Source organism: Tsukamurella sp. USMM236, assembly GCF_037148755.1.
Classification (GTDB): domain Bacteria; phylum Actinomycetota; class Actinomycetes; order Mycobacteriales; family Mycobacteriaceae; genus Tsukamurella.
The window spans coordinates 218,596-231,877 of sequence record NZ_JBBCSS010000007.1 but is presented as its reverse complement, the minus strand read 5'-3'; the positions used below and the strand labels follow the sequence as shown (position 1 = coordinate 231,877).

General features: G+C 66.3%; 5 protein-coding genes. 2 read left to right on the top strand and 3 right to left on the bottom strand.

Annotation, left to right across the window (positions count from 1 at the left end):
* Window positions 1–81: 81 nt before the first annotated feature.
* Together pglX and WFK95_RS21035 are read right to left on the bottom strand one after the other, a co-directional pair.
* On the bottom strand, window positions 82–2,619 hold the full coding sequence (gene pglX, locus WFK95_RS21040) for a BREX-2 system adenine-specific DNA-methyltransferase PglX (protein ID WP_336671845.1): 2,538 nt from the start codon (window positions 2,617–2,619) through the stop codon (window positions 82–84).
* Window positions 2,616–6,653, bottom strand: coding sequence for a protein kinase domain-containing protein (locus WFK95_RS21035; protein ID WP_336671844.1), 4,038 nt, complete (start codon window positions 6,651–6,653; stop codon window positions 2,616–2,618). The genes pglX and WFK95_RS21035 overlap by 4 nt, the downstream gene beginning before the upstream one ends.
* Window positions 6,654–6,884: 231 nt before the next feature.
* Here WFK95_RS21035 and WFK95_RS21030 point away from each other — a divergent pair, with 231 nt between their 5' ends.
* Together WFK95_RS21030 and WFK95_RS21025 are read left to right on the top strand one after the other, a co-directional pair.
* Window positions 6,885–10,712 carry a GTPase gene (locus tag WFK95_RS21030; protein WP_336671843.1) on the top strand — a complete coding sequence of 1,276 codons (3,828 nt, stop codon included), beginning with the start codon at window positions 6,885–6,887 and terminating at the stop codon, window positions 10,710–10,712.
* A gap of 4 nt (window positions 10,713–10,716) precedes the next feature.
* Window positions 10,717–12,300 (top strand): GTPase domain-containing protein, encoded by a 1,584-nt coding sequence (locus WFK95_RS21025; RefSeq protein WP_336671842.1) that lies wholly within the window; start codon window positions 10,717–10,719, stop codon window positions 12,298–12,300.
* Between the two features lie 7 nt (window positions 12,301–12,307).
* On the opposite strand, the gene WFK95_RS21020 is transcribed toward WFK95_RS21025, so the two are convergent.
* On the bottom strand, window positions 12,308–13,228 hold the full coding sequence (locus WFK95_RS21020; RefSeq protein WP_336671841.1) for an intradiol ring-cleavage dioxygenase: 921 nt from the start codon (window positions 13,226–13,228) through the stop codon (window positions 12,308–12,310).
* Between the last annotated feature and the right edge of the window lie 54 nt (window positions 13,229–13,282).

Here is a 13,282-nt window from a genome sequence, read left to right as displayed (position 1 = left end):
CCACATCATCACGGAACTCTTTCGGATAAGGCTTAGGCACAGTAGTCATCCTTCCAGGCCGCCCTCCCGGGGCAAGCCAGATCAGATGTCACCTAACCGTGCACCAGTCCCGTATGTCTCCCAGTCGAGTTCCTCTTGCTCAGTGATGAGTTGGGCGCGCAGTCGCTCGGCCTGGATGCAGGCCTCATCCAGTTGGTGTGAGTTGGGTGCCTCCTGCGCGATGATTTTGCTTGGTTGCTTCGTGGCGAGAGTTGCCGCCAGGGCGTCAATGTGTGCAGCACGCGTGAGCGGAAGTTCCTTGGGTAGGGGGAAATCCTGCAGGGTCGTTCCCGTGAACTCGTATCGCGGTTCCCACTTTTCGTCGCCGATTCCGCCGCCGATTCCGCCGTTTCCCTTGTCGTGGCTGTTCTGTTTGAGCCAGAAGCAGGCGGTGGAGCTGTTGAGGGTGCCGAGGAGGCGGAGGTGGTCGTCTTCGGTTGCACCCTCGGGGAGTTTGATCACGGGGGCGGACTGCTTGAAGACCTTGCCGCCGCGGTCGAGGACGAAGTGGTTGTGGGTGGATACGAAGGCGAAGGTGATCGAAAGTGGGACGGCATATCGCTTGGTGAAGAAGATGGAATACTCAAACCACTCCAAGCCGCGCTGTTCTTTGGTCTCTCCGAAACTGATTTGCGACCGAAGATTCTGGCGCACGGGCCAAAGTAGCCGCTCGATGGCGTTGTTGGACTCCGCGCGTAGATCTGACTCGCGGTATGGCCATAGGGACTCTATCGAATTGGTTGTTGACCAGTCGCGAACTTCATCGCCGGATACGATAGGACGTCGGTGGTTTTCGTCTATGCCGGCTCGCGTCAACATCAATCTTCCCAACATGAAGGCGGGATCCTCGCCGGTGACGGCGCCGAAGCCGATGGCATTGACACGGTCGCCTAGAGTGCCGCAAGTGTGTTGCTCGATGGCCGCACTCAGCTCCACCGCGCCACCTCCCGATAGACTCCACGGATGAGTGGCGAGTACCTGTCGGGGGACGTTGGTGATCGAAACCCATTGGTCCTCGTGGCCAGGGTTGTTGATGTGATTGACGATTGAGGACCACACTTTTCCTTGTGCAGGGACAGTGGGAGTGCCTGGCTCGCCCTGCACACCAAGGACTGCTCGGACAGTATCGTTGGTGGCGGACCCGTTGCGTCCGACCAGGATAACGGTGGGTGTTCCGTGGCCAGGGATGTATGCACCGGATGTGTCTGCGACAAGATGTAGATCGAGGTTGGCGAGGAAGTTTTCGATGATTGGTGCGCCGAACTCGCGCTTCATGAATGAGTTCGCGGTGATTTGGCCAACCCAACCCGTAAGTTCGCCGGTTTTGGCGAGCGAGAAGAAGCGCTCCATGAAGGGGGCTGTCAGGGCGTATTTGCCCTTGCAGTAGTTGTAGATCTCACGGTATCGCGCGCTGAGCGCCTTGTCTTTGACCGTGATGTACGGAGGGTTGCCCACGACGCAGTCGTACTGACCTGAAGCGAGGAACTGGGCGAGCTTGGTGCGGTCCTCAGTGCTGTAGGCGAAGCCGGTAACGACGGCGTCCTTGTCGAACGCTACGTCGCCATAGTCGAGGGCGTCGCGGCCGCCGGCCTCGGGGCCGTGGAGGAGGGAGTCGCCGTTGATCACGTTGATCGTGAACGCGGGGAGGCCGATCAGTGAGGTGTCGCCGGAGGCTTGCATGGCGGCGACGAGCAGTCGGAACTGGGCGATGGATACGGCGAAGGGGTTCAGGTCGACGCCGTAGATGGACTCTAGGGCCTTGTCTGCCAGGGCCCGCGGCTCCATCGCGGGGGCCTGCGCGCGCCAGCGTCCGAGGAGGCGCTGAAAGGCTCCGAGGAGGAAGTGGCCGGAGCCGCAGGTGGGATCGATGATCTTGAAGCCCTCGAGCGGTCGGTCGTTGAGGGCGGGCTCCATCGTCTGATCGAGGATGAACTCCTCCACGAACACCGGGGTCTGGAGGAGGGCGTACTTCTTCTTCGCGAAGTCCGAGAGGTCCTGGTACAGGTCGCCGAGGAAGCGGGTCTCCAGGTCGGGATCCGCAAAGGTCCAGAAGAGAGCACCGTCGTCATCGATCGCCCGCCAGAACTCCAACAGTCGCTGCACAGCGTCGGAGCTCGGGGCGAAGATGTGGATCGCGGCCTGGCTATCCACGAGGCCTTCGGTGGCGCGGTGCGCGCCGAGCTCATCGAAGGCCACCTGCAGCCATTCGCGGTACGAGGCGTCGGGGTTGCTGCGGTAGAAGCTGTTCTCCGCGTCGAGGGCGCGCTGGCGCAGCGTGTGGTCTGGGCTGGTGATCCACACGCCCGTCTCGCCGAGGAGCAGGTTGTCCTCGCAGAAGCGCACGAACACCGAGGTGAGCAGCCAGCCCACCGCCGCCTGCGTGAGCTGGTCCTCCGACCAGTCCGTCCACGAGACTGCGGTGCGTTCCTGCTTGCGCGCCTCGTCGTAGGTCGCCTGCCACTCGGCGAGGGCACCGACCTCGTCGTCGTTCAGGCGCGCTCGCATGTCCTCCACGAGCGCCTTCAGCTGCGGCTTCAGCGCAGCGTTCAGCTCGGCACCGGACGTGGTGGCGACGGTCATCGAACAGACTCCTCGGGGGAACTAGGTGTGGAGGTGGAGATCAGGGCACGGACATCGTCGTCGGATGCCTGGACGAACTGCTCGGGCGCGGACTGGGGGAGCGCGATGTCGTCGATCCTGGCACCGGGCCGGCCACCGGACTCCTCCGGCTGCGGCACCAGGGCCCAGACCGCGTGCGGCGGCGGATTCGTCACGTCCACCCAGCGTTGCAGCACACCGAGTTGGCCGTATGCTGCGAGCGTCGACAGGTCGGTGAGGACGACCGGCGCGCCGGCTCCTGCGACGCGATCCGCTATGGCAGGTACGCACTGGGACACGAAGCCGCGCAGGCCCTCCCGATCGGTCGACGCGCCGGAATCGGCGGCGACGATCGCCTCCCACGGCATGCCGGCCGCAGCAGCGCGGGCGCGCATCTCGCTCAGCAGCACCTCGGTGACGTCGATGTGGACGGCGCCGAAGCGCGCGGCGATCGCTTCGGCGACGCGATCGGTGTCGCCGAGTGGAACTCCGATCGCGCGGAATGTCCGGTCGCGAGAGCTAGAAGCCAGCAGTACCTCCAGCTCGCTACCGGACTGCAACTGCGTCGGTGCGGCCGTCCGCGTGGTGTAGGTCGGAACCTTCGTGAACTGGTCCGGATCGGGCTTGCGTTGGAAGCACTGCTCATCCGCGTTCCATTCCGTGCCGGGAAGCACGTCCTCAACGAGTGCGTGCAGCGCATCGCCGGACGGTAGCGGCGCCGCGTGCGGGAATCGCGCCGCGATCCGCGAGCGCACCGTCTTCACCGTGAAGGTCTCGGTGCGGGACGCGCCCGCAAGGACCTCTCGCAGCGCAGCCTTTGGATCCAGAGGGATCCGATGCAGCTCATCGCGAGCGGACAGCGCGATTTCCGCGGACGAGGTGGCCGCAATCCGCAGCAGGACGTGCGTCGGCACCTCCACCTGGTCTGCAGTATCGCCGAGTACCTTCGCCGCGGCTCGGCGCAGCTCGGTGGTCGCCTCGGCGGGACCGACCAGGAACCGGCCGTCGGATTCGGCACCGTCGACCAGCTTCTCAGCCGCCTTCGCCAACTCCCGGGGTAGTGCTTGGGCCTGCTTGGAGAGCGTGAGCATCGCGACACTGCCGGTGGCCTGCCGCCGGACCGGGCTGATCCGCGCACCGTCGGCGTCGAGCCCGGACGCGAGGGCGATGCGCAGGACCCCGAGTGCGCGGCGCTCCAGTATCCGATCCGCCGAGTCGTCGAAGCCTGCAACCAGTTCGCGGGCAAGTAGATCCGGTGTCGAGACTCCGCCGGAGGACTCCAGCAGCGCGATCACCGAGCTGTAGATCTTCTCGATCGTGCTGTTCAATTGCGGATTCTTCTGCCACAGCGTGGAGAACTCCATGAAGATCTGCGCGATCCGGCCCGGCGTCACCTCCAGGATGCCAGCCAGCCGGCCGTACGACTCGAAGGGATCGGAGGGGGATTGCTCGTGGGTGCCGAGCAGGAGGGCGACCAGCTGTCGCCGGACTCCCGACGCCTTTGTCCCCGCGACGGTGAGCATCGCGTCCGTGATGCCGGTCAGGCTGGTCAGCGGAGGCGACGTGGTTTCCGGCCGGGCAGGCTTGGCCTTCGTCGTGGAAGCAGGCGGTGGCGCGTCCTGCGCCTTCGCTGCGAATACCGCGGTCCACGCTTCGCGCATCGCTGCAGCCGTATCGAAGCGCTTTCGCGCGTCTCGCGCGAGCGCGCGGCGGAAGAATTCTGTGAGGGCCTGTGCGCGCGTTGGAGCGAAGTCGTGCGCGACGAAGTCCTCCACCTCAATGGTCGGTTCGTCGGTGAGGGCGCTGGGGTCGCTCCGCCCGTCGCCGTACAGCGGCGTGGACGCCGTGGCCATCTCGTACAGGACCACGGCCACTGAATAGCGTTCTGCGGCGGAGTCGTACGCGCGCCGGGTGCCGATGCCCAGGTCCGGGTCCCGGTACGGAGGAGTGCCCGCCTCGATCGAATCCGCCGACGCCCGGGCGAGGGAGAAGTCGAAGAGCACCAGGCGTGGCTGTGTGTTGCGTCCGGGTTCGCGGTACAGGCCCAGGTTGGACGGCTTGATGTCGCGGTGAGTGATGCCGGCCTCGTCGAGGCCGATCAGAGTGTTGAGCAGCTCTGTGCCCCATAGCTTGAGGCGATTCTCCGAAACCGAGTCGTAGCGCACCAGATCGGCCAGGGTCTGCTGGCCGCAGTAGGTGAGAAGCAGTGCGGTTCGGCCGCGCGGCAACTGCTTCGGTCCCTCGATGAGCCGGACGACCCCCGTCAAGGACGGTGCGAGGTCGGCCACGGAACGCAGGGTCTCGGCCTCGTCGGCCAGGCGCGAGGCGGCACCGTCGTCGATGCCGACCTTCAGCACACGCTCCGCATCGTCTGCCTCGCGGTCCCGAACCAGGATGCCGCGCGCCGTGGAGCCCGCGCCCAGCACCTTGACCACATCGAATCGGTCATCGATCACGTCATCCTGGGCGGGGTTGAGCGGATCGACCTCGGGGATGTCGTCGGCGGTGTTCTTGCGGTGGTTGGCCAGCGCGCCGGCGAACTCCTGGGCGCCGAAGGTCTCGTCCTTCGGGGTGATCGGTTTCGTGCGCTTCGTCGCCTGCGGCGAGGTGACCTTGAGGACCAGATCGCGGAGGGCACCGTCGACGAACCGACCCGAGGCGGCGAGGTCGAGCCCGCCCTCCTGGCGAAGGCGGTTCAGGAGCTCGGCCCGGTCACGCGCAGGCGCGTCACCGCCCGAGAGGAGGAAGTAGGCGAGTGCGCCGAGTGAGAACATGTCGATCGCGACGCGGTCGGCGTCCTGCGCCCACCGATCCTCGGGCGCCTGGAAGACGTCGTTCTGCGTGGGCTGCTCGGCGGATCCCAGGGCCGTGCCCGGTGTGGCGGTGCCCTGGTGGATCTTGCCCGCCCAGGTCCAGTCCACCAGCTTCACGGATACGGCACCGTCGTCGACCTTCACCAGCACGCTGCCGGGAGTGAGCCCGCGGTGCGCGACGTGGTTGCGGTGCGCGTAGGCCAGCGCGTCGGCGGCCTGCTGGAGGACCTCGAGTTGCTGGTCGGCGGTGAGATCGTGCTCGGCGAGATACAGGTCGAGGGGCGTGAATCCCTCGATCTCCGGGTACACGATCACGGTGTTGCCGTGCGTGTCCTGGGGGAGATCGATGGGGGAGACGATCGACTCGTGGCGGAGGCCCTCGAGCAGCGTGAACTCGCGGTTCATCGCGCGGAAGCGGGCGAGCCGCGCCTGCGTCGGCGTGCCGGGAGGCATGCTGATGATGCGCGCGCGGGCCTTCGAGTTCGTGGTCTGGTGCTGCGCCTCCCACTCCTGCCAGTCGTCGCCCGCGGCGAGCGGCTGGCCGGTGATGGTCCACGAGCCCGCGTGCCTCTCCGCGCGGCGGTGGCCGGTGATAGCGCGCATCGCCAAGCCGACGATCACGCTGATGTCCTCGTGGATCGGCTGGCGATCGCGTGGAGGCTCGAGGACGCGGGTGGAGATCCCGGGAAGCCCGGTCACGGATTCGAGGCCGTCGATGCCGAACAGGCTCGAGCGGGCCAGGTCGCTGAGGTCGGTCGTGAAGTCGTCGCCGTGGAGGAAGACGCACTCCTGGATCCAGGGGAGTGCGCGGTCGACCTTGTTCGGGTCGAGGCCGTGCTCGATCGCGACCTTGCGGGCCTCGTCCTTGATGCGCGAGGAGAGTCGCTGCGCCTTGCGGCGGGTGAGGATGAGCGGCGAACGCTCCGTCTTGGTGCGGCCGCTATTGAACCGTCGCGTCCACGTCTGCTCCGTGCCGGTGAGGTGGCCGGCGTAGGACTTCATCTCGATGAGGTGCAGACGTCCGCGGCCCAGGATCGCGGCGTCGATCTCGTGCCACTGGCCCTGGCCGTCCATGAACTCGAAGTTCGTCCAGGCGCGGTACGGGGAGGTGTTCGGGAAGATCTCGCGGAGCAACCGCAGGCCGGCGGTCTCGTGGGCGTAGTTCGACGGCGTGACCTCGATCCAGCGATCCTCGCCACCCACCGTTGGAACCTCCCGACACCCCACCCGCGCGGGCGCGCGGGATCTCCCCGGCGACGATATCAATCAGAGCTGCGTCTCTCTTCGGCAACGGGCATTACGCTGCAAAACGGTCGGAAACATGTCGGAGATGCGCCTTACGATGTCGCGCATGGCTGAAGAAATGTGGTCAGGTCGTGCTCAGGAGCGCTCAGTCCCGTCTGCGAAGCATTCGAAGCGGTGGGCCTTCGTAGCATGGTGAATTCACCTTTGGAAAGTGCGATCGACGATGCGGTCCAACAGGCAGAGACCGAGCGCGACGAACTGCGCGGCGTTGTCGCTGACATCCGGTCCGCGATCGAATCGGTGCGTACGCCCGGGATGGCCGAGAGCAGCGAGCTTCGCCGGATTCTCACGGAATTCGCCCTGGTATCCGCCGGACTCATCGGTGATGCCGAGCAGGGCGAAACGTTCAACATCGCGTTCTTCGGCCGCACCGGGGCAGGGAAAAGCACATTGCTATCCATCCTGGGGCACCTGGATGGCGCGCGTGTGTCAGACGGACACAGTGACTTCACCACCGAGGTCACCCCTGTCGCATGGAACAAGTGCCAGCTCTGGGACACTCCGGGGATCAATGGCTGGGGGCGGCCAGATAGCGGCGAGGGGACTGAGGTCTCGTCGAAGGACTCCGCTCAGGAGCGTCGCTCGATTCTTGAGAGCAGAGCGCGGCGGGCCGTCGAGAAGGCGGACCTGGTTCTCCTCTGCTTCGACAGCCAGAGCCAGCAGGCGTCGGAGTTCGGCAAGATCGCGGCGTGGGTCCAGGAGTTCGGCAAGCCCGTGATAGCGGTCTTGAACGTGCGGAATCCACGCTGGCGCCACTCGCGGAGGCTCGCCGCGGTGGCAGCGCGGAAGACGCTGTCGCGCGCTGTAGCCGAGCACGCCGGCAATATCCGTACCGAGCTCGACCGGATAGGGCTCACTGGCACGCCGATCGTTGCCTACCACGCTCAGCGGGCCCTTTTTGCGCGAGCGTCCGAGCCCTACTCGGGGCCGGCGGCGGATAGCCTCGCCGTGGAACGGGATCAGTTCGGCACTGACTACCTGCTCGCGAGTTCGAACTTTCCGACGCTCGAACAACTCATCGTGAGCACGATCGCTCACGGTGCTGCGGATCTGCGGAGGGCATCGATGCGAGACGGGCTGCGGGGGGCCGCAGACCGAGCCTCGGCCGACCTCGCGGCCATGGTCGGTGATGTGGAGGATCGCATCGCGCTGGCCGATGTCACGGCGATGAAGCTGATCGAGGTCCTGGGCTACCCGGACGAGGAGAACCGGTCGGATCTACTCGGTGACAGTGCGCCGATCCTCGCGGACGCTGAGGAGGCACGTGGTGGTCCGTATCTCGGAACAGCGAGCGGGTCCATCGACCGATACTTCGAGAGGCTCGTGGAGAAGCACTTAGCAGCGCCACGGCAATTGGTGTTGAACGAGGTCGAGACCCTGGTGGGCGCAAACCTCGAGAACGGGGACGACACCGCAGCCGAGGACATCCGAGACGTGTACGAACGCCACCGCGAGGACCTCACTGTGGCGGTCGCCGAGATGTGGGCTGCCGCAGGTGCGTTTCTCAACCGCAGGGTGAGCATCGTGCTCGCGCAGGGCGATCAGGATGTGGCGCTCGGTGGTGAGGCGGGTGCCCGACGCGACGGTGGGTTGAAGGGCGTTTTCGGACGTGTTCTGAGGGTCGTCGGTATCGGTGCCTCTGCGGCAGGCGGGGTGCTCGTGCTGCCCGCGGTGACCAATTTCTGGAATCCTGCTGGGTGGGTGAGCGGTACGGCGGTCATCGGGTTGAGCGCTGTGAGCGCGGCAGCGGGAGCTCTCGGGGACAAGCTCAGCGCAGATGGACAGAAGGACGGTGCCCGGCACCGATCGCGTGCACTCCAGGGCGTGCGAGATGCGGTGAACGAGTCCTTCGACACGGTGGAGGCGGATCTTCGTCGCGCGTTTCGCGAGCAGAAGTGGCGTGCTGCAGCGCCACACGTCATCGAGGCGTTGGAACACGTGGTGAACCTGAACCGGTACGCGCAGTCCGTCCCGGCGGCGAACATCGGGATAGCTCAGAGCCGTGACCGGATCCGTCGCTCGCCTGAGCCGCGGGAGGTCATCGATGGTGCGGTCGCCGAGGTCATGGCGAGCCGGAGGCGAGATTCCGCCCGTGCCCTTACCTCGGCAGATGTCTGGCTGGGTGAGGATTGGATCGATGCCACAGACGCGGCATCGGTCGAGACCCGCGCGGAGGTGCTCGATCACCTCGCTGCAGTGCGCGCCGACGAGCGGATGCGGTTGGACCGCTTCATCACCAGAGCCTGGACCCCTGTGGACCAAGAACGCCTGGACAAGTGGCTTTCACGGATCGGCGGCGTGGTGGACGACGAGACCAACGGCCGGATCGAGAGCATCTTCGCCGCGTTCGACGGCGTCCCGTCGGTCGTGGTGGTGGGTGACTACAGCGCGGGCAAGAGCAGTCTGGTCAAACGACTTCTGGCAGAGGTAGGCGCCACTGAGCCGCGAGAGCTCCGGATCTCCGGCGCTGTCGCGACGGACACCGTTCAGGTCTGCGACGCGGGGCATTTTCGCATCATCGATTGTCCCGGGTTCCAGAGTGGGCGGGCGCATCACGATTCCATCGCACTCGCGGCGACGGTCAGCGCTGCGCTCGTGATCGTCGTTGTGCACGTCAACCTGATGATCGGCGACACTGGGCTGCTCGAGTCGATCGTGACAGGGACCGACCTCACCGTGGGTAAGGGACGGAGGGTGCTGTTCCTGGTGAACCGGGCCGACGAACTGGGAGCGGACCCGACTATCGTGCCCGAGGACTTCGCGCGCCTCAAGGAGCTCAAGGCCGCCGAACTGCGGGGAGCGCTCGCGTCCTTGTCCCTCGATATCGACGACCTGCAGGTTCACCTGGTGGCAGGCGATCCGTTCGGCCAGTACGCGGATCGGGCCACCGTCGTACCGTCCGAGTTCGACGAGAATCGGTCGTGGGACGGCATCGACCCCCTCAAGAGTGCGCTGCTCGGATTCAGCCGTGGTGCAGCATGTTCCGGCGCTACGCGGGGAATCATCGACGAGGCATGCGAGATCCTGGCGCGTCGCGGGCGGGTGGTCGACGATCGATCCCGGCAGCTCGAGCACGAGTCCGGCGTGACAGAGGACCTGATGCGTGCTCTCACTGCAGCTGAGAACGAGGCGCGAACCCTGGAGGATTCGGTGCGAGAGCGGATCGCCAAAGTCGTGCGCCGCCGGGCGGATAGCACGATCGACGAGATACGGAAGATCGCGCCGGGCGACGGCAGCGGCTTGAGGGACGCCGTTGAGGGGTGGCTCGACGAGTCCTTCTCGCGCGATCTTGAGCGCCTGTTCGAAGTCATCGCTACGGAGAGCCAGCATCTGGTGGAGGAACACTCGTCGGCGATCCGGCGTGAACTGGAGTTCACGCGCGTCGAGTTCGCAGGCATGCGGCCGGGAGGAGCAGCCGACGACTTCATCGGTGCGCCGGGTGGCCAGGGCAGCGGGGCCGCGGCTGCGGGATCCAGCGCATTCAGGCTATCCGCCGGACTTGCCAAGGCGCTGGGGAACAGGGATGCCGTCTACGCCATCGGCAAGGCGGTCGGCGTGAAGTTCCGGCCGTGGGGCGCGGTGAACGCGGGCAAGGCAGTCGGCAAGTTCGCGCCGATTCTGAGCCTCGTGGCAGTGGGGCTCGACTCATACAAGCTTCACGCTGACTCCGTCGCAGCGGACAAGATGCGCGAGGCGAAGGTCGAAGCAGAGGAACGGCTGCGTGCGAGATCAGCAGAGTTGGTGGAATCGGTGATGCGTGGCGACGACGAACACCCCGGTCCTGGCGCAGTTCTCTCGGACTTCGCAACGACCGTGCGCGACCTGCGCGAGGAGATTCGCGTCACGCACGCTGAGTCTTTCGCAGAGTGGGAGGCGTTGCACGCGGAGCGCCTTCGCATCTCCGAGCTCCTATCGGACGCGGCGGACCTGACCCTCATCGAGAATGTGAAGGACTGACACGATGAATATCGAACATGCGAAACGGTGGTACGAGGAAGCGGCCGAGGACGGCTCTGCCGTTGAGGAATGGGTGGCGTTCATCGGCGATCCGCGGCCCGTCGTCACGGTCCTCGGTTCGTACGACGTGGGTAAGAGCAGCCTCATCCGCCGCCTTCTGGTCGACGCGGGCGTGGACGTGCCAGACTGGCTCACCATCAGCGCCCGGCACGAGACCTTCGATGTCAACGAGGCGGGAGTGCACGGCATCAGGCTGCGGGACACGCCTGGACTTGCCGTGGGAGCAGGTGACGCACGGGGCCTGTCGAACTCCGCGCACGCGCTGGCCTCGTCCATGGCCACTGATGTGCTGGTGGTCGTCCTGACGCCGCAGCTGGCCACAGGTGAGCTCGACGTGCTGCGGACGATTCTGGCCCGAGGGTGGGATCCGGGAACTCTCTGGTTCGTCATCTCGCGTTTCGACGAGGCCGGTGTGGATCCGGAGACGGATCCTGCCGGCTACAGCGACCTTGCGGGCAGAAAACGGGCCGAGCTGCGAGCCGCGTTCGCCCTTGCAGAGGACGTGCCCGTCTTCGTAGTCGCTGCGGACGGATTCCAGTACGCCGCCAGCGAGCACGACCCGGACCCGGCCGTTTGGGAGTCCAACCGAGCATGGGACGGCATGGGAGACCTTGCGGCCGCGCTCGACGGGATCGTGCCCGACAGCGTGAGCCTGCGGGGATCCGCCGAGGACAGGTACTGGCGCACGATCGTTCGCGACGTGTGCGACGACATCGAAACGCAACTCCCGGAAATGGAGGCGGCGTCGGCGCAAGCACACCTCGTCGAACAGGCCACCCAGGCCTGGCGCGATGAGCTCGAGCACCTCGATGCAGCGGCGATGGCCAGCCTGCGTGGCATCCTGGCAGCATCCGCGCGTGACGGATACGCTGCGAACCAGGACTCCTGGAACAATGTGAGGAAGGATCTTTCGCGTTCGCTGAACTCGTGGATTACGCAGGAAACAGGTGAGCTCGACCGCCTCGCGAACGACGTCAATCGCAGCGCGCGGACCGAACGTCAGAGCCCGAACTGGCAGAAGCTCGATGAACTCGTTTCGGCGGCAATCGATTACGAGGTCGACGATGCTGAGGCGCCCGAGGTGCACGAGAAGTTGAGGCGGTATGCGCCGTACGTCGTGCAAGCTGTCGTCGTCGGCGTTCCCTTGATCTCACACTTCCGCTCCACCGGGCTCGACGGAATCGGTGACCTGGAAAAGTTCATCGCGGCGCAAGCGGGTCGTGTCGGGAAGGTGAACGCCGGGGCGGACTTCGTCATCGATCGGGTGGCCCCACTGGTCGAGGAAGCATTGATCAACCACGCTCAGGCCCGGGCCGAGGCGGCTGCGTGGCGCGGGCACGTCGATACCTTCGTCGAGCAGGTCCACGAGATTGCTCTCCAGCAATGGGAGGCGCGCGTCTCCGAGACTGCAGAACTGATCGAAGTCGCGGGCGGTGGACAGGCCCAGCTCGCCGACGGCCTCCGTGCTGCCCTGGAAGATGCACGCGAGAGGTGCGCGGCAGGGAGGGCGCTTCTCCGCCCAGAGTGAGGGTGTCCTACGGCGGGCGATCACCAGCCGCCTGCCTGGGCATGTTCGCGACCTTCGGAGCGGTCCGGGTATCCACGCCTACCGGGAGTGAGACGCGATAGCCGGACGTCACATCGCCGGCGACGGTCGCCAACTGGTGCTCGGCACCGTCCTCGCGGAAGACGCTGTCGGAGGCCAGTGACACGCGGCTCATCGTTCGCACGGAGGATTCGTACCCGGACGTGGCGTAGACGGCGTCGCAGACCTCCTCGGGGAACGCGAGCTGCGAGGTCGCGATCGCTCTCTCCGCGTCGGTGATGTCGGCCCGGTCGCGGTAGACCTCGAAGTGGACGTGCGGCCACCGCCCCTCGTAGCAGGCGGGGAAGACGCTGGTGAAGCGCACGACCCCGGCCGCGTCGGCGATCTGGACGCCGCGCAGGTAGTTCTGGTCCGTGGCGCCCGCGGTGTACAGCGAATAGCGGCCCTCCCGGTCGCAGTGCCACACGTACACGGCGGCGCCGGCGAAGGGCGCACCGTCGCGCGCGAGGTCGCGCACCGTCAGCTCGAGGGTGGTCGGTACGCCTTCCGCGGTGCCGGACATCGCGCCGAAGCTCGGCCGGATGTCGCTGCGCACCACGCCGTCGATCTCCAGCACGTCGGGCCCGTTCGACCCGTCGCCGGGGTACGGGCCCGCCGTCTCCTCGGGGATCTCGGCGAGGTTGGACGGCGTCGCCGTGGTCCCCGTCGTGGACGAGGACGCCGCCATGGAGGTCGACGGTCCGCTCTGCGCGTCGGTCCCGCACGCCGCCAGCCCGATCCCGGCGGCACCGATCCCGAGCGCGGCGAGCATCCGCCGTCGGCTCATCAACGTGCCGAGGTCGAAACCGAGCCCCTGGTCGACGACCTCCTCGTGCGGGCGGGGTAGGGGGCGTCCCTCGTAGGTGCGCATGACGGTCCTTCCGGCGGAGTCGGCCTCCGCGACGAAATGAACGGTATCGGCCGA

Bases quoted from the DNA above. Each gene is read 5' to 3' on its own strand.
- pglX (WP_336671845.1), bottom strand. From the start codon at position 2,619: ATGACCGTCGCCACCACGTCCGGTGCCGAGCTGAACGCTGCGCTGAAG.
- WFK95_RS21030 (WP_336671843.1), top strand. From the start codon at position 6,885: ATGGTGAATTCACCTTTGGAAAGTGCGATCGACGATGCGGTCCAACAG.
- WFK95_RS21025 (WP_336671842.1), top strand. From the start codon at position 10,717: ATGAATATCGAACATGCGAAACGGTGGTACGAGGAAGCGGCCGAGGAC.
- WFK95_RS21020 (WP_336671841.1), bottom strand. From the start codon at position 13,228: ATGCGCACCTACGAGGGACGCCCCCTACCCCGCCCGCACGAGGAGGTC.